Below are 22,457 nucleotides of genomic sequence, written 5' to 3'. Positions count from 1 at the left end.
TCAGATGTAGCGGCCCTCGAAGAACGCCCGTGCGGCCAGTGTGTGCAGAGGGAACGCCAGCTCCTCCGCCCGGCGCAGGAGGTGCCAGCCCTCGGTCTCGTCCGTGGCGGCGGAGGCGGGCAGCCGGTCGGCGGGCCGCTCGGGGAGGAGCCCGAACAGCAGCAGGTGGCCGCCGGGGGAGCTCATGGCGTCGGCCAGCCGCACGTCACGGGCCGCGGCGTCGATGCCGGTCTCCTCCCTGAGCTCGCGCGCGACGGCCTGCCGCCAGTCCTCGCGGTCGTCGATGAAACCGCCGGGCAGGGCGACGCCCCCGCGCGCGGGAGCGATGGTTCGGGTGATGACGACCAGGGCGGTGCCCTTCGCGTCGTACACGGGCTGGAGCGCGACGGCCACCGGCAGCGGGTTGCGGTAGGCCACGGCGCCGCAGGCCGGGCAGGTTCGGGGCCAGCCGGTGACGCCCTCCCCGTAGGGCGCTCCGCAGCTCGAACAGTGGGAGTCGCGTGCGGAGTTCGTCGTGGAGTGCAGAGTTTCGGACACGCGGCGGAGCGTATCCGATCTTGCGGAGGCGGTGTACGGGGGCGGTGGGCCGCTCCAGGTCCAGGAGGTCGGGGCGGCCCGGGAGCCGGGGTCCCTGAAGTCCGCTTCCTGCCTTGTCCCTGCCCAATCACGGGTGAGCATGGCACAATCTGACGGTCCGTCAGGCTTCGTGTCCGGGAGGCATTCTTGTCACGTGCACGCACGCCGGTGGTCGCCGGGTGGTTCACCGGGGAGGGAGACGGCTTCAGACTGCTCGGGACGCGCTGCGCGGCGTGCCGGTCGGTCTTCTTCCCCCGCGAGGACACGTACTGCCGCAACCCGGCCTGCCCAGGCGGCGAACTGGAAGAAGTCCCGCTGTCGCGGCGCGGTCGCGTCTGGTCGTACACGGACAGCCGGTACCGGCCTCCGTCACCGTACGTGACCGATCCGGAACTTCCTTGGGAACCGTACGCGTTGATCGCTGTGGAGCTGGCGTCCGAGCGGATCGTGGTGCTGGGGCAGGCGGTTCCCGGGATCACCGTCGCCGAACTGACGGTGGGCATGGAGGTGGAGGTCGTCCCTGGGGTGCTCGACGAGGACGCGGAAACGACCTGGACGACCTGGTGGTGGCGGCCCACGGGGGTGGCGGGATGACGGCGGACGTGGCGGTGCTGGGCGCGGGGATGCATCCGTGGGGGAAGTGGGGGCGCAGCTTCGTCGAGTACGGGGTGAAAGCGGCGCGTGCGGCCCTCGCGGACGCGGAGGTCGACTGGCCGCAGATCGGCTCGATCGTGGGCGCGGACACCGTACGGGGCGGGTATCCGGGGTATGTGGCCGGGGCCACCTTCGCCAGGGCCCTCGGGTGGCAGGGGGCCAAGGTCACCAGTGTGTACGCGGCCTGCGCGTCGGGGGCCCAGGCGATCGACACCGCACGGGCGCAGATCCTCGCCGGCATGGCCGACGTGGTGCTCGTGGTGGGCGCCGACGCCGCGCCCAAGGGGTTCTTCCGGCCTGCGGGAGGTGACCGTCGAGACGACCCGGACTGGCTGCGCTTCCGCGTGCTCGGGGCCACCAACCCGGCGTACTTCGGGCTGTACGCGCGTCGGCGAATGGCGGTTCACGGGGACACCCTGGAGGACTTCGCGCAGGTCAAGGTGAAGAACGCGGCCATGGGCGCGTTGAATCCGAACGCGCGCTACCGGCAACGGGTCACGGCGGAAGAGGTGGCCGCCTCCGCCGTGGTCTGCGATCCGCTGCGGTTGTTGGACATCTGCGCGACCTCGGACGGCGGGGCCGCGCTGGTGCTGTCCAGCATGGAGTTCGCCCGGCGACGGGGGGTGGCCGACCCGGTGCGGATCAGGGCCGTGTCCACCGTGACGCCCCGGTACCCCCACACGGTGCTGGACCTGCCGGACATCGCGACCGACTCGGCGGCGGGGGTCGAACCGGGCGGTGAGCCCTTCCGGGCGTCGATCGCCCGAGCCGCCTACGAGGAGGCGGGCATCGGCCCTGAGGACCTGTCGCTGGCAGAGGTGTACGACCTCTCCACCGCACTGGAACTGCAGTGGTACGAGGATCTGGGGCTGTGCGGCGGCGGTGGGGCCGCGAAGCTGCTGCGGGAGGGCGCGACCTCCCCGGGCGGCCGCATACCGGTGAACATGAGCGGCGGGCTGGCCTCCTTCGGGGAGGCCGTGCCGGCGCAGGCGATCGCCCAGGTGTGCGAGGTGACCCGGCAGTTGCGGGGGGAGGCCGGCGATCGCCAGGTCTCGGGGGCCCGTGTCGCCCTCACCGCGAACCAGGGGCTGTTCGGTCACGGCTCGGCGGTGGTCGCGGTGCGGTGAGGGACGGCCGTACGACGTCGGCGCCGGTGACGTGCCGGAGCCGCCGCCGAGGCCCACGTGCCGTGGGGGCTTCGTCACATGGTGCGGCCGTTGGGCGAGCCGGCCGGCGATCCGGTCGGCGGGCTCTCAGGTGGTGACGGTCTGACGGCGTTCGGCGCCGAAGTCCATGGCGTGCTGGACGACGCCGACCAGCACGTCCCGGACCGACCTGCGGTCGCGGGCGTCGCACAGCACCACCGGCACACCGTCGTCGAGGTCGAGGGCCCCGCGCACGTCCTGCTCGGGGTAAAGGGCGGCGCCCTCGAAGCAGTTGACGGCGACGAGGAAGGGAATCGAGCGCCGCTCGAAGTAGTCCACGGCGGCGAAGCAGTCCCCCAGCCGACGGGTGTCGGCGAGCACGACCGCGCCGAGCGCCCCCTCGGAGAGCTCGTCCCACATGAACCAGAAGCGCTCCTGGCCGGGTGTCCCGAACAGGTAGAGCACCAGGTCCTCGCGGAGCGTGATGCGCCCGAAGTCCATGGCCACGGTGGTGGTGTGCTTGCCCTCGACGCCGGTGGTGTCGTCCACCGGGCGGCCCGCCTCGGTGAGGTACTCCTCCGTGCGCAGCGGCTTGATCTCGCTGACGGCGCCGACGAGGGTGGTCTTGCCCACGCCGAAGCCGCCCGCCACCAGGATCTTGAGCGTGACGGGCTCGACCGGCCCGCCGCGCTCAGAACGCCCGAAGATCATCGATTGCTTCTCCTGCTCGATGGCTTGACTGGGGGGTGCTCCACGCGGCCCGGCTCGAGGGGTGCGGGACTCGTCCCGGTGCGGGCGGACGCCGACCGGTCATGTCGTCGTCCGCGTTGCGCTTCGGTGCTGCTCACAACGCTCGGAGGCCGTTGATCACGTCGCGCAGAATACTCTCGTCCGGCAGCTCGGCCGGCGGCACCGGCCGGTTCACATGGACGAACTCGGCGTCCACGAGGTCACCGACGAGGACCCGCACCACGCCGATGGGCAGATTGAGTTCGGCGGCCAGTTCGGCGACCGACTGCGGCGCCTCCCTGCACAGATCCACGATGTGCACGTGCTCGGGGGACAGTGAGGCGTCCGCGTCCGGATCGTCGGCATGAGGCTCGACGACGACGAGCGCGATCAGGTCGAGGCGGTGCTGGACCGCACTGGTGGTCCGACCGCGCGTCATGGCGTACGGACGGACGACGGGTCCGGCCTCGTCGTCGAACCAGTGACTTGTTCCCTGGCCGTCTGTGCTCATGCCGTCTCACTACCCGCCCGAGGGCAGATCGGTGCGCGGCGTGGTGGCCAGATGTACGCCGACCCGCTTGACCAGCAACGTCATCTCGTACGCCACGAGGCCCACGTCCGAGTCGGCGTCCGAGAGGACGGCGAGACAGCTGCCGTCGCCGGCCGCCGTGACGAACAGGAAGGCCTCGTCGAGCTCGACGACGGTCTGGCGGACGTTGCCGGCCTCGAAGTGACGGCCGACGCCCTTGGCGAGGCTGTGGAATCCGGAGGCGACGGCGGCCAGATGCTCGCCGTCCTCCCGCGACAGGTCCTTGGACACCCCTGTCGCCAGGCCGTCGCCGGAGAGGACCACCGCCTTGCGGATGCCGGCGACCCGTTCGACGAGTTCGTCTAGGAGCCAGTTCAGCTCGCCGTTGTGGGTGGTGTGGTCGGTCGCCTTCGGTGCGGTCATCGACCGTCCCCCTTTGTCGTTCCTCGTGGTGCTGTGCCGCTGTGGGCGTCGTCGCCCGCGGCGTTCTCTACGCGGCCGCGCTGCCAGCCGCGCTGGAGCGAGGCCATGCGGCTGCGTACCTCGTCGGCGTCGCGGTCGGCGGGATCGGCCGGTTTCGGCGCCTGGGGCGCCTGGCTCTGCCTCAGCTGCGGCGCCAGGTTCGCCTGCCGCACGCGCCGGGGCAGTGCTCCGGTCCCCGGGGCGCCGGCGTCGCCCGTCGGCGCGGCGGCCGGGTCCGGGCTTGCGGCGAGGCCGTCGAAGCCGCCTTCGGACGCCGACGGCTGACGGACCCGGCGCGGCAGCCCGGGCGGCTGGGAAGACGGTGCCGGGCCTCGGCTCGGGTGCTCCGGCAGGGCGGGGCGCTCGGGTGTGCCGCCGCTGCGGGGGATCTGGGCCGTCGTGCCGCGGCGGCGTGACGGCAGGGGCGCCGGCCCCTCGTCCGCCCGGCGGCGGGAGCCGGGCCTGGCCGGGGGCTCCGCGTCGGCATCGGCGCGCAGCGGCCGCGGTTCCGTCACCGGACGGCCGTGCGAGCTGACCAGCTTGGGCGTGTGGCGGCCGGGCGGCGGCGGAACCGCTGCGGCGGGGCCGTCGGCGGGCTTCGCCGGGTCGCCGAGGCCGGCGCCCGGCGCCCGGGAGAGATCGACGGCGCGGGCCGCGGGGTCGTCGTCGCCGGTGAGCGAGCGGCGGGGGCGGAACAGCCCGCCGTGGTCGTCCTCGTCCTCCAGGACCGCGGGGAAGCCGCCGAGGGCGTTCAGGTCGACGGGCGCCTCCAGTTCGACGGGGCCGTCGAGCACCGAGACCGGCAGACCGGGGAGCTGCGCAGCGGCCGGCGAGAGCGCGGGCCTGCGGGACTCGGCCGGCTCCGAATCCTTCGGGGGCCGGGGACGGTCGAGCCGGAAGCCGATGCCGTTGGTGTCGGGGACGTCGTCGGTCAGCAGGGCGTCGGGGATGAAGACGACGGCCGTGGTCCCGCCGTACGGAGAGGGCTGCAGGGAGACGCGGACGTTCTGCCGTTGGGCGAGCCGGCTGACCACGAACAGTCCGAGGCGGTCGGTGTCGGACAGTTCGAACTCCGGCGTCTCGGCGAGCCGGAGGTTGGCCTCCAGAAGCGCTTCGGGAGCCATGCCGAGGCCACGGTCGTGGATCTCGAGGGTGAAGCCGTTGGCGACCCGGTCGCCGAACACCTGGACGGCGGTGTGCGGCGGGGAGAACACCGTGGCGTTCTCGAGGAGTTCGGCCACCAGGTGCGTGAGGTCGGCGACGGCCGGGCCGGTCGCGGCGAGGCGCGGCAGGCGGCGGACCTCGATGCGCTCGTAGTCCTCGACCTCGGCGACCGCCGCGCGCACGATGTCCATGAGCTGGACGGGCTTGCGCCACTGCCGGGAGGGGGCCGCGCCGGAGAGAATGACCAGGCCCTCGGCGTGACGGCGCATGCGGGTGGTGAGGTGGTCGAGGCGGAAGAGGTCGGCGAGTTCCTCCGTGTCCTCGGTGCGGCGCTCCATGGTGTCGAGCAGGGTGAGCTGCTTGTGCAGCAGCACCTGACTGCGGCGGGCGAGGTTGACGAACACCTCGGAGACCCCGGAGCGCAGTTCGGCCTGTTTGACGGCGGCCTCGACGGCGGCGCGCTGCAGCGTGTTGAGGGCCTGGCCGACCTCGCCCATCTCGTTCTTGTCGTACTCCAGCCGCGGCACCTCGGTCTCGACGTCGACCTGTTCGCCCGCCGACAGGCGGCGCATCACGCTGGGCAGCCGCACGCCCGACGCCTCGTGGGCGTCCAGTCGCAGCTGGCGCAGGTCGCGGATGAGGCCGCGGCCGATGCGCACGGACAGGACGAGGGAGACGAGCAGCGCGATCAGCCCGAAGACGCCGGCGACGACCGCCTTGACGATGACCTCGATCGCCACCGGCCGCACACGGTCCTGGTAGCGGTCGTTGGCCTGCTCGTCCAGCGTGCCGAGTTCGGCCAGGACGTTTCCGGCCGCGGTGTCCCAGTTGCGGGCGCTGACACCGCGGGGCAGGTCGCCGGACGTGCCGCCGATGACGGCCTGTTCGGCCGTGCGCAGCGTTGCGGTGGTGGCGTTCTTCCAGAAGGCGTCGTAGCGCTGGCTCTCCGCGGTGGGCAGTTGCGCGAGGTTGATCTCGTAGATCACCTCGCGCTGGGCCACGAGGTCGGAGACCTCGCGGATCTCCTCGCGGCGGAGCCGGCCCACGACCAGGGCGGAACCGAGCAGCGCGTCCTCCCGGGAGAGCAGTTCACGCGCGCGGGCGACGCTGACCAGGGCGCGGTACTGCTTGTCCATCTCCACGCTGTCGACCACGTCCAGCTTGGACAGCAGGGTGTAACAGGGGTCGATCAGCTGGGTGTAGAGGTTCAGCGCCTGGGTCCGTGTGACGGTGCGTTCCTCGACGCTCCGGCGCAGCGAGTCGATGCCGTCGAACCCGTCCAGCACCACGGTGAGGCCCTGGCCGTCGTCCTGGTCCAGGACATCGCGTACGTCGGGGTCCTGCGCGTTCCCGCGGATCTCGGCGAGCGCCTCGTCGGTGGAGGTCCTGGTGCGCCGCAGCGCGGTCAGGGCGTTGGAGGCCCGGGGGTCGGCGAGGTAGACGAGGGTCTGGCGGCGTTCCTGCTGGACGACGCGGACGGTGTCCTCGAGGGGGTAGCCGACCTTCTCGACGACGGCCGACACGGTGAACAGGCGACTCGCCTCGCGGCCCGTGAGTACCGTGGCGAAGCCCCAGACGGCGGTCAGGGACACCAGCGGCACGAGAAGCAGCGCCACGATCTTCCGGCGGATCGACTTCCCGCGAAAGCGCATGGCCTCCCCCAGCTCGAACCCCCACCGGTCGGGGGTACGCATGTGCGTCAACAAACGGCGAGAGCCTACTACCGACACACAGTTAACTCGAAGAGCCGTCCGGAACCTGAACTTCCGTACCGAGGGCGAGACATGGCGTGTTGTCCGAACATTACGGGAGATGGCAGCCCGGAATCCCGCGCGCCGGGCCCGGGCGGATCCGGTCGACTCCACGCACGAGTTGGCCAGAATTTTTCGCAACGAGGGAACAATCAGGGCACGTCGATCGTCCTTCTCCATGGGAGCTGGGGGCGGAATCGGCCACACGAGCCGTAGGCCGCACCTGGGCGGCGTAATTCAGCGCAAGCCGGGCAGCCACTGGGGAGCCGGGTCTTCGACTCGGAGGCGAGCGGTCTGCTGGCGGTGGGGAGTGACACGGTGATGGGCACGGCGGAGCGGCGCAAGGCGTCCGAGGACGGTGCGGCGGCGGGCGGTACGGCGCTGTGGGACCCGATGGCACCGGACGACGGCGGCACGGACGGGCCGGTGCGTACGGAGCGGAGAGCTCACACGCCGGGCGCGGGCGGGTCGGCGGACCGGGGCCTCCCGGCGTCCACCGGCGCCGGAGCCGCTGCCGACGGCGGCTCCTCCGCGCGACAAGGGCGGGTCGCCTACCGGCCGTTGTGGGTGGAGGAGCCCGCGAAGCGGCGGCGCATGCCCGACCCGGTGCGTACGGCGGCCGTGCGCGCGGTGCTCGTCATCGCCGTGACGCTGATTCAGGCGATGGTCGCCTTCCTGTGCACGCTGGCCGGGTCCTGGCTGGCCTTCCCCATGGTGATCAGCAGCGTGGTCAGCACCGTGCTGGCCACCTGGGGCGCGCTCGACGTCTGGGTGACCCGCCAGGTGTGGAACCAGCGCAACGGTGTGGTGTCGACGCCGAGCAGCACCGCGCGTGCCCTGCGACGCGAGCAGCGCAGGGCACGACGGCAGGAACGGAGCGCCGAGCGGGCACAGGAGCGGATACGCAGGCAGGGCGGCACCGGCCAGCTGTCCCATCCCTGAGGCTGCCTCAGACCGGCCTGAGGCAGCCTCAGGCCGGTCCCCGGGGAACGCCGCCTGCCCACGGAGTTCCGTCAACCGTACGGGTCGGTCAACCGGCGTTCGGTGCGGGCCTTCTGTACATCCGTGTCGCCGTGATCTCGCTGTGCGCCTGGACCCCGTCGCCGTCCGCCGCCGGGGTCTGCTGCGGCAGACCGGGCCGCAGATGCTCCTCGACACTGATGTACTTCAGGCCCGCCCGCAGGTCGGCGTCATTGCGCAGACGGATCACCAGCGGGAACTCCGCGAGGGCCGTGGTGTCGAACAGGCCGGTGGTGTAGAGGAGCTGCACGCCGAGCGCGTCGGAGACCGCCCTCTGCAGTTCCAGCAGATAGGTCGCGTTGGCCCGCCCGATGGGGTTGTCGAGGAACAGCGTGCCGGCGTGCCGGTGCTTGTCCCTGCCCCGGTCGTTGCTCCTCAGGGCCGCCATCGTGCAGTACAGGGCGATGGCGGCGGTGAGCAGCTGACCGCCGGAGAACACGTCGCCCATCTGTCCGACGGGGACGCGCTCCGCCCGAAGGACCGCGTCCGGCTTGAGGATCTCGACGGCGACGCCCCTGGGCTGCAGGGCCGCGCCCACCCCGCGCAGCAGCAACGACATGCCGTCGCGCCGCAGGTCGGAGTTCTTCTTCACCGCCGCGCGGGTCGCCTCGTCGATGACCTCGCCGAGCCGTTCGACCAGGGTCGCCTGGTCGGGCTCCTCGAAGCGGATGCGCAGGAACTCCTGTCCGGACCACTCGCCGAGCCCCTCGGGCAGCCGGGACAGCCGCTGGGCCGAGCGCAGAGTGGCGAGCGCGGACTCGACGAGCCCCCGCAGCCGGTCCACGATCGAGTCCCGGTTGCGCTCCAGCTGCGCCAGTTCGTCCGTCAGGACGCGCAGCCGGGGAGCGAAGGCGTCCGCCCACTTCTGCGCGTGCTCCGGCAGCGCGGAGGCGGGGAGTTCGCGGATCTGCTGGCGCGCGGGGGTGCGCACCTGCTCGTAGCGTGTGGAGTTGGCGTGCCGGACGAGAACGTCGCTCGCCTCGCGCACGGACGACTCCGCGGCGGAGAGGTCGGCGGCGCAGCCGCGCAGCGAGCGGCGGGCCTCGGCGGCCGACCTGCGCGCCTCCTCCAGGACGCCGGGGTAGGGCTCCGTCTCCTCCTGCTCCTCCTCCGGGGTGTGTTCGCGCAGCAGGTCGCGGAGCATCGCGGCGATCTCGTCGAAGCCGCCGGCCGCGTCCTCGGCTGCGCGATGGGCGGCCAGGAGTTCGGCGTGCGCCTCGCGTGACTGGTCCAAGGCCTCGGCGCGGGCGGCGAGTTCGGCGGTCGCGGTGCGCAGCAGCGCTTGGGCGTGCTCGGCGTCGCGGGGCTGGAGTTCCTCGGCCAGCTCGGTGTGCGCCTCGCCGTCATCGGGTGCGAGCCGTTCGTGTTCGCCGCGCAGCCGGCCGAGTTGCTCGCTGGCGGTGGACATACGGGTCTCCAGAAGCTGCACCAGCTCCTCCGCGCGTGCGGCAGCGGCCTGCCGGGAGGGCCCGTCGGAGCCGTCGGGCGACTGGAGCAGCTGTTCGGCGCGGGTGCGGACCTTGTTGCTGAGCCGGTCCAGTTCGGTGCGAGCGGCGCTCTCGTCGCTCTCCGCCCGGGCCTGTTCGGCTCGCAGGTCGGCTCCGACGCCGACCTTCTCGTACAGCAGGGACGCGGCCCGGTAGGCCTCGCGCAGCGCGGGCAAGGAGGCCGTGGGCGCGGCCGCCCCGTCCTGCGGGACGTCGTCGGGGGCGCCGGCGATCTCGGCGCGCTCGGCGCGCAGCGCACGCGCGGTGCGGCGGGCGTCGTCCGCGGCCCGCTGGGCACCGCGCCGGTCCTCGTCGGCGGCCCGGGCACGCTCCAGGCAGGACTGGGCGCGGGCCTCCGACTCGGCCGCCTCGTCGGCGAGTTCGCGTACCTTGACCTGCCAGCCGGCGCGTTCACGCAGCCGGAAGGCGAGCCCGGCGAGGGCGTCGGCGGCCCGCCTGGCGCGCTGCGCGGCGTCCTGGTGTTCGTCGCGGGCCTGGGCGGCCTCGGCGGCGCTCTCCTCGGCCTCCGCGCGCACGCTGCGCGCCTCGGCCAGTTCGGCCTCGGACTCCTCGGCGAAGGCGCCCGCCTCCGTGGCGGCCCGGGCCAGTTCGGCGAGGCGCCCCGCCGGACAGCCGGCCCGCCAGGACGCGAGGCGCGCGGACAGCTCCCGGTCCTTGGCGAGACGTCCCGCGAGACGGCGGATGTCCTCGTCGCGCTCGGTGGCCCGGGCGCGCAGCGCCTGACGCTCCTCGTCGGCGGCGTGCTCGTCGTGCATGGCCGGGTTCGGCGGGACGAGGAAGACCTCGCTCCGGAGACCGCCGTCGGAGTCGGCGGGCGGGGTCGGGGCGAGCAGGGCGGCGGCGGTGCCGACGGCCACGGCGGAACGGGGCAGCAGTGCGGCGTCGCCGAGCGCCTCACGCGCGCGTGCGTGGGAGCCGGGGTCGGTGATGATCACGCCGTCGACCAGTTCGGGCCGGGCGGCGAGCACACGGGCGTGGTCGGCGGGGTCGACGGCCTGGGCGAGGTAGCGCCAGCCGGGCAGGGCGGGGATTCCGTGCTCGCCGAGGAACTCGACCGTGGCCAGGACGTCCGGGCCGGGCGGCAGCAGTCCGCCGTCGCCCAGCGCGCCGAGGATGCGGGAGTCGTCGGCGGCGGCGGTCCGCAGTTCGAAGAGCTGCCGTTCCGCGGAGGAGACGGCGTCGTCGAGGAGGTCGCGCAGTTCGTCGGCGCAGCGGTCAAGGTCCTCGGGGGTCAGTGCGGAGCCGTCGTCCGGCTCGCCGTCCTGGCGGGGCTGGGGAATCCGGGGGCGTGTTCCGCGACCGGTCAGCCCGAGCAGTTCCGCGAGGCGTTCCTCGCCGGCCAGGGATGCGGCGAGCCGCCGCTCGGCCTCGTAGGAGCGACCCGCACTGGTGGCCGCGTCGGCGGCGCGGGCGGCGGTGAGCTCGGCGCGGGACTCGGCGGAGGCGGCCTCACGTGCGTGTTCGGCGGCGCGGGCCGAGGTCTCGCGCGCGGTGTCCCAGGCGGCGACGGCCGTCTTCTCGGCGTCGCTGGCGGCGAGGGCCGCGCGGGCCGGGTCGGCGTCGGGGGCGCTGTCGTCGAGCCAGCCCGCGCGTACGGCTTCGGCGGTCTCCTGTTCGACCTCGGAGAGCCGCTGGCGCAGGTGTCCCACCTCGCTGCGGGCGCGCTGGGCGTCGGTCGCGGCGGATGTGGCGTCGCGGTGGGCGGACTCGCCGACCTCCTGGAGCGCGGCCGAGCGCTCCTCCTCCTCGTTGGCGAGGGTCTCGGCGCCGTCGGCGGCGGCGTGCAGGGCGCGGACGAGGTCGACGGCGGCCCGGGCGCGGGCGGCGAGGGCGGGGGCGGCGTCGCGTTCGGCTTCCTGGATCGCGGCGGACACGCGTGCGACGCGGTCGGCGGCGGCCCGGTGGCGCAGTACGGCCTCGGCGGCCTGCCAGGCGGCGTGCAGGGTGCGGCCGTCGGCGAGTTCGCGCTTCTGCGCGGCCGCGGACTTCTCGGCGGCGGCGAGCGCCAGCGAGGCGTGCCGGAAGGCGAGTTCGGCGGCGATCAGGGCGCTGCGCTCGCGTGCGCCCTCGGAGTGCGTGACGGCGTACGCGGCGGCCGTGACCCGCTGGGCGAGGTCGCCGGCGCGTGTCTTCTCCCGCACTCCCCGTGCGGACAGCCGGCGGGCGAGCGCGCGGGTGCGGCGCTCGGCCGCGGTGTGGACCTCGCGCGCGCGTGAGCGCGCGCCGGCAGCCTCGACGATCCGCCCGAGCAGGTCGGCCGACCCTGCGGTGAAGTCCCGTTCGGCGATCAGCTCCGCGCGTCGGCCGAGCTTGTTGCCGAAGCCGCTGACCAGGTCGGCGAGCCCGTCGGTGTCACGTGTGTCGGTGACCGCGCGCAGCAGCAGGTCGGTGAAGTCGGAGTCCTTCTTGACCGCGAAGAGACCGGCGGCCTCGCCCTCGTCGGCGTTCATCTCCCGCTGGTAGCGGAAGAGCTCCGGGTCCAGGCCCAGTTCGCCGAGGTGCTCGATCCAGCGGTCGTGGATCTCCTCCCAGTGCACCTCCAGGTGCGGATAGGCCTTCCCGGCCTCGGTGATCGCGTCCCGGAAGCCCTTCATGGTGCGCCGGCGGCCCTGCGCCCCGGACGCCCCCTCGACGGGCGGGCGGACCGCGGTGGCCTCGGCGACGGGCAGGTTGTCCAGGCTCAGCCCGGGCCCGGGCCGGAACGAGTACCAGGCCTCGGCGAACTTGCGCGGGTCGTTGGACACCTGCCGCCCGCGCCACTCGCTCGCCTTGCCGACGACCACGCACTCGCCGGTGAGCACGTGCTGCCACTCGAGCGCCACATGTCCGCAGTCGTCGGCGAGCAGGAACTTGCGCAGCACTCCGGAGCTGGCGCCGCCGAGGGTGTTGCGGTGGCCCGGCAGCATCACGGAGAAGATCAGCTTGAGCAGCACGGACTTGCCGCCGCCGTTCTCCAGGAAGAGGACGCCCGCGGGGGCGGGCCGGCGCGGCGGGCCGACCGGCTCCTCCTCGAAGAACTCCGCCTGGGTGGGGGCGGGGTCGGGCACCACGTCGCCGACGCCCCGCAGGTCAAGCACGGTGTCGGCGTAGCGCGCACCGGCGGGACCGATCGAGTAGAGGCGGACCCGGGACAGCTCGTACATGGCGGACTCTCGTAAGTCTTCGGCAGAACGGGGGGATCGAGGGCCGGGCCCTCGCAGGAGGACGGAGCCTCAGGAGTGGAACGGCAGTCCGGCGTCGGCCACCAGCTCCAGGTCGTCGCTCTCCTCGGCGGGCAGCAGCGTCGGGACGCCGTCGGTGACCGGGACGACGCCAAGCTCCAGCAGTTCGGCCATGGCGGCGGCGCCCGCCATGTCGCGGACCTGGAGCTGGTAGCGGGCGGTGGTCCGATAGGTGCCGCCGTTGTCGTCGCCGGTCCGCTGGAGGAAGCCGGAGTCGGTGAGGAAGGCGACGGCCTTGCCGACGATGCCGGTGGTGGAACCGGCCAGTCTGCGCGCGTCCTTGGTGGCGCCGGTGGCGCTGCGTCTGGCCCAGATCCGCCAGGCGGCCTCCAGACCGGGTGCGTCGCTCGCGGGGTCGGTGTTCTCTCCCTGCTGCTCCGCCCGCTCCTCCAGCCTGCGGCAGGCCTGACGGACGAAGGCGTCGACGCCGTTGACGCTGACCCGTCCGATGTAGCCGTCGTCGGCCAGGTCCTCGGGCCGGGGATAGGCCATCGCGGCGACGGCGAGGTGCGCGAGGCCGTGCAGGAAGCGGTCGCCGCCGTCGGCGGACGTACGACGCGCGTAGTCGCCCATGCGGACGGCGAAGACGGAGTCCTCGGCGGCGGTGACGGCCATCCCCGCGCGCGGGGACACCTCCAGCACGATCAACCCGAGTCCTGCGGCGACGGCGTCGGCGAGCCGCGCGAAGGCCGGGTCCTCCCGGTGACGCCGCAGCAGCTCGGCGTACTCCTGGTCGCGCGCGGGCTGCAGTCTGGGCTGCAACCCGAAGGCGACGAGCCGCGCCGCGTCGGCGGCGTCGGCGGGGGTGACGGCGGTGTGCGCCGCCGGAGCGGGTGCCTCCGCGTCGCTCCACTCGACGTGCTCGGTCACGGCTTCGGCTCCTCGGTGTGCGTATGCGTGTGCGTGTGCCCGTACGTGGGCGCGGGGGTGGGTTCGTACAGGCGGTGGCAGGTCCTGCTCATGCCGCCTCCGTGCGGTCCGCCGCCATCCCGGCGGCGTCGAGCAGTGCCGTGCCGACGATCAGGTCGGCCCCGCCGAATTCCGGGTCGTCCAGCTCGGTGCCGTCGTCGACGGCGAAGAGCAGTCTCTCCTCGCCCTGCCGATAGGCGGTGCCGACCGCGGGGCTGGCCGCGTGCACCGCCAGCAGGGCCACCAGATAGGGCAGTTCGGGGTCGGATCGTCGTGCTTCGGCCAGCAGCCCGGACAGTCGGCGCGGGGCGTCCGCGGGCAGGTCGAGCAGCAGCTTGGCGGCGGCCAGCTGCTCCTCGCTGAACCTGCTGTCGTCCGGGGTGGCGATGAGATCCGGTTCCGGCATCTCCGCTCCGAGGTGCTCGCGCTCCACCGGCGGCGTCAGCAGCAGGTCGACGAGGTCGCCCATCCGCACGGCTCCCGGTGTGCGCAGACCGGTCCCCCGGGCGAAGAACGCGTCGGTGACACGGACGGCCTGCTCCAGCGGCAACGGCAGCACGGGGGTGACGAGGTGCCCGTAGAGGTCTATGCCCGACGAGGTCATCGGGGTGGCGAAGGCCTGCCGGTCCTGCTCGGCGCGGAACAGCGGTCCGGCCTCCAGCAGCCGGGACTGCAACTGGGTGTGGCGGCGGATGCAGTCCTTGACGATGTCGACGAGCTCGGCGGCCCGCCGCTTGTTCTCGGCGTCCTCGATCTCGTCGCGGGCCTTGCGGATGTTGGTGAGGATCGCGTTCTCGTGGCGGTAGCGGTCCGCCACGTGGTCGAGGGCTTCGGCGATCATGTCGGGCACGGCGTTGAGCCAGTCCACCGCGCGCACGTTGCGCCGGGTGGCCTCGAGGGCGCGGCGCAGCGTCTCCGAGTACTGCACGGTGCGGTAGCGGGCCTGCTCGGCGGCGAGCTGCGCGTCGGCGAGACGGCCGCGGCGGATGAGCACCTCGAGCTTGACCTCGGCGGCGATCTGCGCGCTGGTGACATCGGTGTCGAGGGCCCCGACGAGGACGTTGACGGCCTCGTCGGTCGTCCGGAGGTAGACCGCGCCGCCGTAGCCGGGGACCTCTTCGATCAGCTTGAAGTCGTAGTCGCGGCGCACATAGGTGCCGTCGGGCGCGAACGTGCCGTAGGCGGCGCGGAAGCCGCGGTCGACGCTGCCCACGTTGATCAGGTTCTCCAGGACCCAGCGGGCCACCCGCTCGTGCTCGGCGACGGGCCGCCGGGGGGCCTGGGCGGCGATGCGCGGCAGCAGTCGGGCCACTATCTGGTCGTGGTCGGCGCCGGTGTCGAAGTCCATGTTCAGCGTGACGAGGTCGATGGCGGCGAGGGCGATCTCCGCCATGCCGTAGACCGAGTACTCACCCGCGAGGTTGGCCTTGCGCGCGTCGAGGTCGTGGATCGGCGCGGTGCAGGCGAGCGCACGCAGCCGCCGCGCCAGCCCCTCGTCGGCGGCCGGGCCCGGTGCGGGGCGCGGCGCCGCGCTGAGCTGGGGCGGAACACGGTCCGTCGGAGCAGGCGAAGTCACGCTGCACAGACTAGGTCCTCGGTCTGACATCGACCCAAACGACGCAGAGCGACGGGCGTCACGGCGCCGCGGCGGGACCTCGGTCGTCGCGCGGGGCCTCCTCGCTCACCCGCCGCCGGTAGACCTCCACCACCCGTTCGAGCGAGTCGGCGAGGTACACCTCGAGGAGCCTCTCCGCCTCGGCCCTGTCGCCGGCCTCGAGGGCCTGCAGGATCTGGCGGTTGCGCTGCAGGTAGGGCTCGTGCAGCCGGCGCGGGTCCTCGACGAGGTGGAAGGCGAGGCGCAGCTCGGCGAAGACGCTGCGCATCAGTTCGTCGGTGCGCGCGCTCTGGGCCAGGGCGACCAGCTCCCGGTGAAAGTGAAAGTTGGCGGTGCCCAGTGCCTTCCAGTCGTTCTCGAGGGTCGCCACCTGTCCTTCGGTGACCGCCGCCCGCAGGGCGTCCAGCGTGTACGGGGGCTCGCCCAGCCCCCGGACGACGGCGCACTCGACCAGGGCGCGGGTGCGGTAGATGTCCTCGACGTCCTGCACGGTCAGGACCCGGACGAACACCCCCCGGTTCAGCTCGTGGACGAGCAGGCGCTCATGCGTGAGCAGCCGGAACGCCTCGCGCAGCGTGTTGCGGGAGACGCCCAGCGCCCCGCCGATGCTGTCCTCCGAAAGCCGTGTCCCCGGCGGGAAGTACCCCTCGGCGATGCGGCTCCTGAGGATGTCCGACACCCGCTCCGCCGTGCTCGTACGGCCCAGGAGGGCGCGGTCGTCGGCCAGTCCGGCCAGCTGCTCTGCCATGCCCGGAATTCAATCGCAGACAGAAGAACGAGACAACAGGGGTATTGAAGGATCGTTCAACGATCCTCTACCTTCGTCTCATGGCGCCGCCCGTCCCCACCGCGGCGACCCGCCTCCCGCACGGCACGGCTCACCCTCAGCACCCTCCGTCATCCCTCAGCGAGGTGCCCATGAGCACGACTCCTCCCCGGCCGGTCCCGACCGCCGACACCCCCCGCACCACCGCCGAACACACCCCTGGCGACGGGGCTCTCGGCTGGTTGCGGGCGCTCGGACCGCGCGGCCGGCGCGCCTTCGCCGGCGCGTTCGGCGGCTACGCCCTCGACTCCTACGACTACTTCACGCTGCCGCTGAGCATGGTGGCGCTGGCGGCGTACTTCGGTCTGGACAGCGCCCAGACGGGCCTGTTCACCACCGTCACGCTGGTCGCCTCCGCCGTCGGCGGCGCCGTCGCCGGCGTCCTGGCCGACCGGATCGGCCGGGTCAGAGCCCTGATGATCACGGTGATCACGTACGCCGTCTTCACGGTCGCCTGCGGTTTCGCGCCCACCTACGAGACGCTCCTGGTCTTCCGCTCCCTGCAGGGGCTGGGCTTCGGCGGCGAGTGGGCGGTCGGCGCGATCCTGGTCGCCGAGTACGCGAGCGCGAAGCACCGGGGCCGCACCCTCGGCGCGATCCAGAGCTCCTGGGCCGTGGGCTGGGGCCTCGCGGCGCTGGCGTACACACTCGTCTTCTCGTTCTTCGGCGACGACATGGCATGGCGCGTCATGTTCTGGACGGGCGCGCTGCCCGCCCTGCTCGTGGTGTGGATGCGGCGCCGGGTGAAGGACGCGCCCCGGGCCGAGGCCGCACGCGCGCGGAACGCCGACAGGGGCTCGTTCCCAGCGATCTTCCGGGGGCCGCTGTTGCGGACCACGCTGTTCGCGGGACTGCTCTCGACCGGCGTACAGGGCGGCTACTACACGCTGGCGACCTGGGTGCCGACCTACCTCAAGTCGGAGCGCGGGCTGTCGGTGGTCGGCACAGGCGGCTATCTGACGTTCCTGATCTCCGGAGCCTTCCTCGGCTACCTGACCGGCGGATACCTCACCGACCGCCTGGGCCGGCGCCGCAACATCTGGCTGTTCGCCCTGCTGTCGGCGGTGTGCATCCTGGCGTACGCGAACATCCCGAGCGGCGCGGACACCCTGTTGCTCGTGCTCGGCTTCCCGCTCGGGTTCTGCATGTCGGCGATCTTCAGCGGCTTCGGGTCGTATCTGAGCGAGCTGTATCCGACCGCCCTGCGCGGCACGGGTCAGGGCTTCACCTACAACACCGGCCGCGCCGTGGGCGCCGTCTTCCCCACGACGGTCGGGTTCCTGGCCGACAGCTGGGGCGTGGGCGGCGCGCTGGTCTTCGGCGCGATCGGGTACGCCATCGCCGCCCTGGCACTGCTGGGGCTTCCGGAGACGCGTGGAAAGGAACTGGAGTGAACCGACCTACCCTCACGCGGGAGCAGTGTCCGCCGAGCGCCGCGGACCGTCCCGTCACCCTCGTCGAGGAGCACGCGCACGCGTGGAGCCCCGCCGCGGCCCGGGCCCGCTTCCGGACGGGCCTGGCGGGACCCACGGCCGGGGTGGCGGCCGGGCACACCCAGGCCAACCTGATCTCGGTGCCGGCGGACTGGGCGTACGACATGCTGCTCTTCTGCCAGCGCAACCCGAAGCCCTGTCCCGTCCTCGACGTCACGGACGCCGGCTCCTGGACGACCGTCCTCGCGGAGGACGCGGACCTGCGCAGCGACTTGCCGCGCTACCGGGTCTGGGAGGACGGGGAGCTCGTCGACGAGCCGACGGACGTGCGCGCGTACTGGCGCGACGACCTGGTGTCGTTCCTGATCGGCTGCAGCTTCACCTTCGAGTGGGCCCTGTCCGGGGCGGGCGTCCCGATCCGGCACGTCGAGCAGGGCCGGAACGTTCCGATGTACGTGACGAGTCGTGAGTGCCGCCCGGCGGGCCGGCTGCACGGGCCCCTGGTGGTGTCCATGCGGCCGGTGCCTCCGCGGCACCTGGCGACGGCGATCCGGGAGAGCAGTCTGCTCCCGGCGGTGCACGGCGGTCCCGTGCACTGCGGCGACCCTTCGGTTCTGGGCGTCGTCGACCTCGGCCGCCCCGACTTCGGCGATCCGGTGGACGCCGAGCCCGACGACATCCCCGTGTTCTGGGCCTGCGGCGTCACTCCGCAGGCCGTGGTGACGGCGTCGCGCCCGCCCTTCGCCCTCACCCACGCCCCGGGACAGATGTTCCTCACCGACGCCCGCGACGAGCAGTACCGCGTGGCCTGAGAAAGAGGTACGAAGGAATCATGACCGCGATGACCGCGATCGATCTGAACGCCGATCTCGGCGAGGGCTTCGGCCGCTGGCAGCTGACCGACGACGAGCGGCTCCTGTCGGTCGTCACCAGCGCCAACGTGGCCTGCGGCTTCCACGCCGGGGACGCGGTCACCATGCGGCGGGTGTGCGCGCTGGCCGTCGAGCGGGGAGTCACGATCGGCGCCCAGGTCTCCTACCGGGACCTGGCGGGTTTCGGGCGGCGCGCGATGGACGTGCCGTCCGCCGAACTGGCCGCCGAGGTGGCGTACCAGATCGGCGCCCTCGAGGTGTTCGCCCGGGCGGCGGGCGCGCGCGTGGCGTACGTGAAGCCGCACGGCGCGCTCTACAACCGGGTCGTGCACGACGAGAAACAGGCCGGCGCGGTGGTCGAGGGAGTGCTTCTCGCCGACGCCGCGCTGCCCGTCCTCGGACTGCCCGGCTCCCGGCTGCTGGAGCTGGCCGGCGCGGCGGGGCTGCCGGCCGTCCCGGAGGCCTTCGCCGACCGCGCGTACACCGAGCGGGGCACGCTCGTGCCGCGCGGGCGAAGCGGCGCCGTGGTCACCGACCCGGACGACGTCGTCGCGCGGTCGGTGAGCCTGGCCCGCACCGGCCGGGTCGTCTCCGAGACGGGGACCGGTATCGACGTCCGCGCGCGTTCCCTGTGCCTGCACGGGGACACGCCCGGTGCGGTGGACCTGGCCCGGCGGGTGCGGCACGGGCTCGAGGAGTCGGGCGTGCGGGTGGAGGCCTTCGCATGAGCATGCGCATCCTGCCCGTCGGCGACGACGCCCTGCTGGTCGAGGTGGCGTCGGGGGCGGAGGCCGAGGCGCTGCACGCCGAGCTGGTGCGTCGGCGCGCGGCGGGCCTGCTCGGCGCCCGCGAGATCGTCCCGGCGGCCCGCACGGTCCTCCTGGACGGCCTGTCCGACCCGGACCGGGTGGCGTCCGAGCTCGCCGCCGCGGACGTCCCGCCGGCTCCCCCGCGCGAGCAGGACGTCGTGGAGATCCCGACCCGCTACGACGGCCCGGACCTGGCCGAGGTCGCCGCCCGGTGGGGCGTCCCGGAGCGGGAGGTCGCCCGTATCCACGCGGCCGTGGAGTTCCGGGTGGCGTTCTGCGGCTTCGCGCCCGGCTTCGGGTATCTGACGGGCCTGCCCGCGCGCTACGACGTCCCCCGTAGGTCGACCCCGCGGACCGCCGTGCCGGCCGGTTCGGTGGGGCTGGCGGGGCCCTACACGGGTGTGTACCCCCGGGCGTCACCGGGCGGCTGGCAGCTCATCGGCACCACGGACGCGGTGCTGTGGGACCACGCGCGCGAGCCGGCCGCGCTGCTGTCGCCGGGCACACGGGTGCGTTTCGTACCGGAGGACGAGGCATGAGCGACCGAGCGATGTCCGTCGTCCGCGCCGGGGCGCTGACCACCGTTCAGGACCGGGGCAGGCCCGGGCACGCGCATCTGGGCGTGCCGCGTTCCGGAGCGCTCGACGCGCCCGCGGCGGCCCTGGTCAACCGCCTGGTGGGCAATCCGCCCGACGCGGCCGTCCTGGAGACCACGCTGACCGGCTGCGCCCTCGCACCGCGTTCCGACGTGACGGTGGCGGTCGGCGGGGCCCCTTGCCGGGTCACCGTGGGGGGCCGGCCGGCCTCCTGGGGCGCGCCCGTGCGGGTGCCCGCCGGTGCGGTGCTGGACGTCGGGCCGGCGATCCGCGGAGTGCGCGGTTATGTGGCGGTGGCCGGCGGCATCACCGTCGAGGAGGTCCTCGGCAGCCGGTCGACGGACCTGCTCTCCGGCCTCGGCCCCGCGCCGCTCCGGGACGGCACGGTGCTGCCCCTGGGGCGCGAGGGCGCACCGCACGCGCGCGTGGACGTCGCCCCGCAGCCGGCGCCCCCGGCCGAACTGGTCCTGCGGGTGACGCTCGGCCCCCGCGACGACTGGTTCACCCCCGACGCGCTGCGGGACTTCACCGCCCGCACCTTCCAGGTGTCCTCGGCGAGCAACCGCATCGGTCTGCGCACGGAGGGGCCCGTACTGGAGCGGGCCCTGGACGGGGAGCTGGCCAGCGAGGGCATGGTCCTCGGCGCCGTACAGGTCCCGCCCGCGGGCCGGCCGGTGGTCTTCCTGGCCGACCATCCGACGACCGGCGGCTACCCGGTGATCGGGGTCGTCCGCGCGGCCGACCTGCCGGCGGCCGCCCAGGCCGCACCGGGAACCCCCGTCCGCTTCGTGGCCGTACGGCGGAGGTGACGCGGCGGAGCGCCGGGAAGCCGACGGGACGGCGGTGAGGCGGCGACGATCCGTTCGGGGCGGTCCTCCTGAACGGACGGCCCTGCGACGCCGGGGCGACCGCCTTGGCGGGGCCGGGCTCGGCGCCTGGGCGACGGCTCAGGGCGACGGCGTCGCCGACCGCCCCTTCCGCTCAGCCGCTCACGCCCCGCGGACGTGGACGCGCAGGCCCGCCAGTGTGCCTGCGGGCAGGGTGTGTGCCTGGGTGTGTCCCTTGCGGGTCGGCCTGAGAAGACCGGCAGGCAGGCGGGCCGGCGGCTCGTCGCCCCGGCCCGGCGGCCCCGATCGCGTCCCTTCCCCGGCGGCCGCCGCCGGACGCGCACCGGGCGGCGGCCTGTCCGGCGTTCACATGGCGGACGTCGCGTCCGGGCCGATCCGGCTGCGGACGGCCGTCTGGACCTCGGCCTCCTCGGCCGGGTCGGCGGCGAGCCGGCGCAGGCGCTCCACGACCCGGGTGTCACCGGTCTCGGCGTGCCGGGCGGCGATCTCGCGGGTGCCCTCCTCGCAGTCCCACAGGCATTCGACGGCGAAGCCGGTGGCGTAGGAGGGGTCGGTGGCGGCGAGTGCCCGGGCGCAGCGTCCGCGCAGATGGGACGAGGCCGTCTCGCGGTAGATGTGGCGCAGCACCGGGGCCGCGCAGGCGATGCCGAGCCGCCCTGCGCCGTCGACGAGAGTCCACAGACTCGGGGCGTCGCAGCCCTCGCCGCGCACGGCCTCGCGCAGGGCGCCGAGGACCAGTTCGCGGTCCTGGACGCCGCCCCGGCAGGCCAGCATGCGGCCGGCGGCGGCGCCGAGGGCGTCCGGTCGGTGGACCCAGCCGCGGGCCCGGTCGACGGCGGCGACGCTGCGCATCCGTTCGAAGGCGTCGACGGCGGCCTCCACCACGGCGACGGTGCCGGTGGCGACGGCCTGTTCGACGAGGACCAGGGCGTCGGGATCATTGCAGTCGGCGAGGTAGCGCAGAGCCGTACAGCGCGCCCCCTCGTCGCCGTCCTTGGCCGCCTGGACGATCTCCGGTCGGTCCTCGGGACCGGCCACGGCGGACAGACAGCGGGCGGCGGGGACATGGAGTGCGGCCCCGCGTTCGACGCCCTGCTGGGCCCACTCGAACACGGCCTGGACACTCCAGCCCGGGCGGGGCCCGCTGGGGCTCATCTGTCGTTGCCAGCGGTCGAAGCAGCCGGACTCGTGGGCGGCACGCACCCGCCTGGAGACGTACTCCCGGGGGTCCTCGGCCCACAACCGCCAGGGTCGTGGCTCGAAGGCGTCCCGCACGACCGCGGCGAGTTCGGCCTCGCCCTCGGCGTCGGTGGCGAACCGTGCCAGCACGGGCACGGCCAGGGCGCGCAGGCCGGCGTCGTCGTCCCGCAGGGCGAGTTCGTCCAGGGCCCAGGCCCAGTTGGCGCCCGAGGCGGCGTACCTGCGCAGCAGGTCGAGGGCGTCCCGCCGGCCATAGGAGGCGAGGTGGCCGAGGACGGCCAGCGCCAGGCCCGTGCGTGACTCCTCGCCGTCGAAGACGTCCTCGACGTCGAAGAGGTGGGCCTCGAGCTCGTCCAGCTCGCCGTGCAGGTCGAGGTAGAGACGGGCGTAGTAGAGGGAGCGGTTCTCCACCTGCCAGTCGTGGCGGGGATCCCGCAGGACACAGTGGTTCAGCGCCGCGAGCGCCTCGGCTCGCGGGGCGGTGAGCGCGTGCAGCGTGCCGTCGCCGCGGCCTCTCTGGAGCAGGCCGAGCAGCGTACCGCTGGGCGCTATGACCGGATCGAACATGGGAAACAGCCTCACATCAAGCG

Annotated in this window: 18 protein-coding genes; 8 read left to right on the top strand and 10 right to left on the bottom strand. The window is 73.7% G+C overall.

What is annotated here, in order from left to right:
• Nucleotides 1-537, bottom strand: coding sequence for an NUDIX domain-containing protein (locus ACH4ZA_RS33000; RefSeq protein WP_398432924.1), 537 nt, complete (start codon nt 535-537; stop codon nt 1-3).
• A gap of 207 nt (nt 538-744) precedes the next feature.
• On the opposite strand from ACH4ZA_RS33000, the gene ACH4ZA_RS32995 reads away from it, so the two are divergent.
• Together ACH4ZA_RS32995 and ACH4ZA_RS32990 are read left to right on the top strand one after the other, a co-directional pair.
• The gene (locus ACH4ZA_RS32995; RefSeq protein WP_398432936.1) at nt 745-1,170 is read left to right on the top strand and encodes a Zn-ribbon domain-containing OB-fold protein; all 426 of its coding nucleotides are present in this window, start codon (nt 745-747) and stop codon (nt 1,168-1,170) included.
• Nucleotides 1,167-2,357: a lipid-transfer protein gene (locus ACH4ZA_RS32990; RefSeq protein WP_398432923.1), complete on the top strand. Its 1,191-nt coding sequence runs from the start codon at nt 1,167-1,169 to the stop codon at nt 2,355-2,357. The genes ACH4ZA_RS32995 and ACH4ZA_RS32990 overlap by 4 nt, the downstream gene beginning before the upstream one ends.
• Before the next feature lie 126 nt (nt 2,358-2,483).
• Here the strand turns inward: ACH4ZA_RS32990 and ACH4ZA_RS32985 are convergent, their stop codons facing one another.
• From ACH4ZA_RS32985 to ACH4ZA_RS32970, 4 genes are all read right to left on the bottom strand, one after another.
• A complete protein-coding gene (locus tag ACH4ZA_RS32985) occupies nt 2,484-3,086 on the bottom strand; it encodes a GTP-binding protein (protein WP_398432922.1) in 603 nt (200 codons plus the stop codon).
• A gap of 133 nt (nt 3,087-3,219) precedes the next feature.
• A complete protein-coding gene (locus tag ACH4ZA_RS32980) occupies nt 3,220-3,615 on the bottom strand; it encodes a DUF742 domain-containing protein (RefSeq protein ID WP_398432921.1) in 396 nt (131 codons plus the stop codon).
• Between the two features lie 9 nt (nt 3,616-3,624).
• A complete protein-coding gene (locus ACH4ZA_RS32975) occupies nt 3,625-4,056 on the bottom strand; it encodes a roadblock/LC7 domain-containing protein (protein ID WP_398432920.1) in 432 nt (143 codons plus the stop codon).
• The gene (locus ACH4ZA_RS32970; RefSeq protein ID WP_398432935.1) at nt 4,053-6,911 is read right to left on the bottom strand and encodes a nitrate- and nitrite sensing domain-containing protein; all 2,859 of its coding nucleotides are present in this window, start codon (nt 6,909-6,911) and stop codon (nt 4,053-4,055) included. The genes ACH4ZA_RS32975 and ACH4ZA_RS32970 overlap by 4 nt, the downstream gene beginning before the upstream one ends.
• A 420-nt stretch (nt 6,912-7,331) precedes the next feature.
• Here ACH4ZA_RS32970 and ACH4ZA_RS32965 point away from each other — a divergent pair, with 420 nt between their 5' ends.
• Nucleotides 7,332-7,952 carry a hypothetical protein gene (locus tag ACH4ZA_RS32965; protein WP_398432918.1) on the top strand — a complete coding sequence of 207 codons (621 nt, stop codon included), beginning with the start codon at nt 7,332-7,334 and terminating at the stop codon, nt 7,950-7,952.
• Between the two features lie 88 nt (nt 7,953-8,040).
• Here the strand turns inward: ACH4ZA_RS32965 and ACH4ZA_RS32960 are convergent, their stop codons facing one another.
• From ACH4ZA_RS32960 to ACH4ZA_RS32945, 4 genes are all read right to left on the bottom strand, one after another.
• Nucleotides 8,041-12,681 carry a hypothetical protein gene (locus ACH4ZA_RS32960; protein WP_398432917.1) on the bottom strand — a complete coding sequence of 1,547 codons (4,641 nt, stop codon included), beginning with the start codon at nt 12,679-12,681 and terminating at the stop codon, nt 8,041-8,043.
• 69 nt (nt 12,682-12,750) lie between these two features.
• Entirely contained in the window at nt 12,751-13,629 is an 879-nt protein-coding gene (locus ACH4ZA_RS32955; RefSeq protein WP_398432915.1) for a hypothetical protein, read from the bottom strand.
• An 88-nt stretch (nt 13,630-13,717) separates the two neighbouring features.
• Entirely contained in the window at nt 13,718-15,244 is a 1,527-nt protein-coding gene (locus tag ACH4ZA_RS32950) for a hypothetical protein (RefSeq protein WP_398432914.1), read from the bottom strand.
• A gap of 58 nt (nt 15,245-15,302) precedes the next feature.
• A complete protein-coding gene (locus tag ACH4ZA_RS32945; RefSeq protein ID WP_398432913.1) occupies nt 15,303-16,031 on the bottom strand; it encodes a GntR family transcriptional regulator in 729 nt (242 codons plus the stop codon).
• A 170-nt stretch (nt 16,032-16,201) separates the two neighbouring features.
• Here ACH4ZA_RS32945 and ACH4ZA_RS32940 point away from each other — a divergent pair, with 170 nt between their 5' ends.
• The 5 genes from ACH4ZA_RS32940 to ACH4ZA_RS32920 are packed head-to-tail and all read left to right on the top strand — an operon-like array spanning nt 16,202 to nt 20,628.
• Nucleotides 16,202-17,503, top strand: coding sequence for an MFS transporter (locus ACH4ZA_RS32940; protein ID WP_398432912.1), 1,302 nt, complete (start codon nt 16,202-16,204; stop codon nt 17,501-17,503).
• Nucleotides 17,500-18,354: a putative hydro-lyase gene (locus tag ACH4ZA_RS32935; protein WP_398432911.1), complete on the top strand. Its 855-nt coding sequence runs from the start codon at nt 17,500-17,502 to the stop codon at nt 18,352-18,354. The genes ACH4ZA_RS32940 and ACH4ZA_RS32935 overlap by 4 nt, the downstream gene beginning before the upstream one ends.
• 29 nt (nt 18,355-18,383) lie before the next feature.
• Nucleotides 18,384-19,142, top strand: coding sequence for a LamB/YcsF family protein (locus ACH4ZA_RS32930; protein WP_398432934.1), 759 nt, complete (start codon nt 18,384-18,386; stop codon nt 19,140-19,142).
• Between the two features lie 2 nt (nt 19,143-19,144).
• Nucleotides 19,145-19,762, top strand: coding sequence for an allophanate hydrolase subunit 1 (locus tag ACH4ZA_RS32925; protein WP_398432933.1), 618 nt, complete (start codon nt 19,145-19,147; stop codon nt 19,760-19,762).
• Nucleotides 19,759-20,628, top strand: coding sequence for a biotin-dependent carboxyltransferase family protein (locus ACH4ZA_RS32920; RefSeq protein ID WP_398432910.1), 870 nt, complete (start codon nt 19,759-19,761; stop codon nt 20,626-20,628). Before ACH4ZA_RS32925 ends, ACH4ZA_RS32920 begins: the two co-directional genes overlap by 4 nt.
• A gap of 384 nt (nt 20,629-21,012) precedes the next feature.
• Here the strand turns inward: ACH4ZA_RS32920 and ACH4ZA_RS32915 are convergent, their stop codons facing one another.
• The gene (locus ACH4ZA_RS32915) at nt 21,013-22,434 is read right to left on the bottom strand and encodes a HEAT repeat domain-containing protein (protein WP_398432909.1); all 1,422 of its coding nucleotides are present in this window, start codon (nt 22,432-22,434) and stop codon (nt 21,013-21,015) included.
• Nucleotides 22,435-22,457: the final 23 nt, after the last annotated feature.

The sequence above is a fragment of the Streptomyces sp. NPDC020597 genome (assembly GCF_044335095.1).
In the GTDB taxonomy this organism is placed as follows: Bacteria; Actinomycetota; Actinomycetes; order Streptomycetales; family Streptomycetaceae; genus Streptomyces.
This window is presented reverse-complemented; position numbering and strand designations above follow the sequence as displayed.

Bases quoted from the DNA above. Each gene is read 5' to 3' on its own strand.
- ACH4ZA_RS32975 (WP_398432920.1), bottom strand. From the start codon at position 4,056: ATGACCGCACCGAAGGCGACCGACCACACCACCCACAACGGCGAGCTG.
- ACH4ZA_RS32990 (WP_398432923.1), top strand. From the start codon at position 1,167: ATGACGGCGGACGTGGCGGTGCTGGGCGCGGGGATGCATCCGTGGGGG.
- ACH4ZA_RS32930 (WP_398432934.1), top strand. From the start codon at position 18,384: ATGACCGCGATCGATCTGAACGCCGATCTCGGCGAGGGCTTCGGCCGC.
- ACH4ZA_RS32970 (WP_398432935.1), bottom strand. From the start codon at position 6,911: ATGCGCTTTCGCGGGAAGTCGATCCGCCGGAAGATCGTGGCGCTGCTT.
- ACH4ZA_RS32980 (WP_398432921.1), bottom strand. From the start codon at position 3,615: ATGAGCACAGACGGCCAGGGAACAAGTCACTGGTTCGACGACGAGGCC.
- ACH4ZA_RS32945 (WP_398432913.1), bottom strand. From the start codon at position 16,031: ATGGCAGAGCAGCTGGCCGGACTGGCCGACGACCGCGCCCTCCTGGGC.
- ACH4ZA_RS32925 (WP_398432933.1), top strand. From the start codon at position 19,145: ATGCGCATCCTGCCCGTCGGCGACGACGCCCTGCTGGTCGAGGTGGCG.
- ACH4ZA_RS32965 (WP_398432918.1), top strand. From the start codon at position 7,332: ATGGGCACGGCGGAGCGGCGCAAGGCGTCCGAGGACGGTGCGGCGGCG.
- ACH4ZA_RS32985 (WP_398432922.1), bottom strand. From the start codon at position 3,086: ATGATCTTCGGGCGTTCTGAGCGCGGCGGGCCGGTCGAGCCCGTCACG.
- ACH4ZA_RS32920 (WP_398432910.1), top strand. From the start codon at position 19,759: ATGAGCGACCGAGCGATGTCCGTCGTCCGCGCCGGGGCGCTGACCACC.
- ACH4ZA_RS32915 (WP_398432909.1), bottom strand. From the start codon at position 22,434: ATGTTCGATCCGGTCATAGCGCCCAGCGGTACGCTGCTCGGCCTGCTC.
- ACH4ZA_RS32940 (WP_398432912.1), top strand. From the start codon at position 16,202: ATGAGCACGACTCCTCCCCGGCCGGTCCCGACCGCCGACACCCCCCGC.
- ACH4ZA_RS32960 (WP_398432917.1), bottom strand. From the start codon at position 12,681: ATGTACGAGCTGTCCCGGGTCCGCCTCTACTCGATCGGTCCCGCCGGT.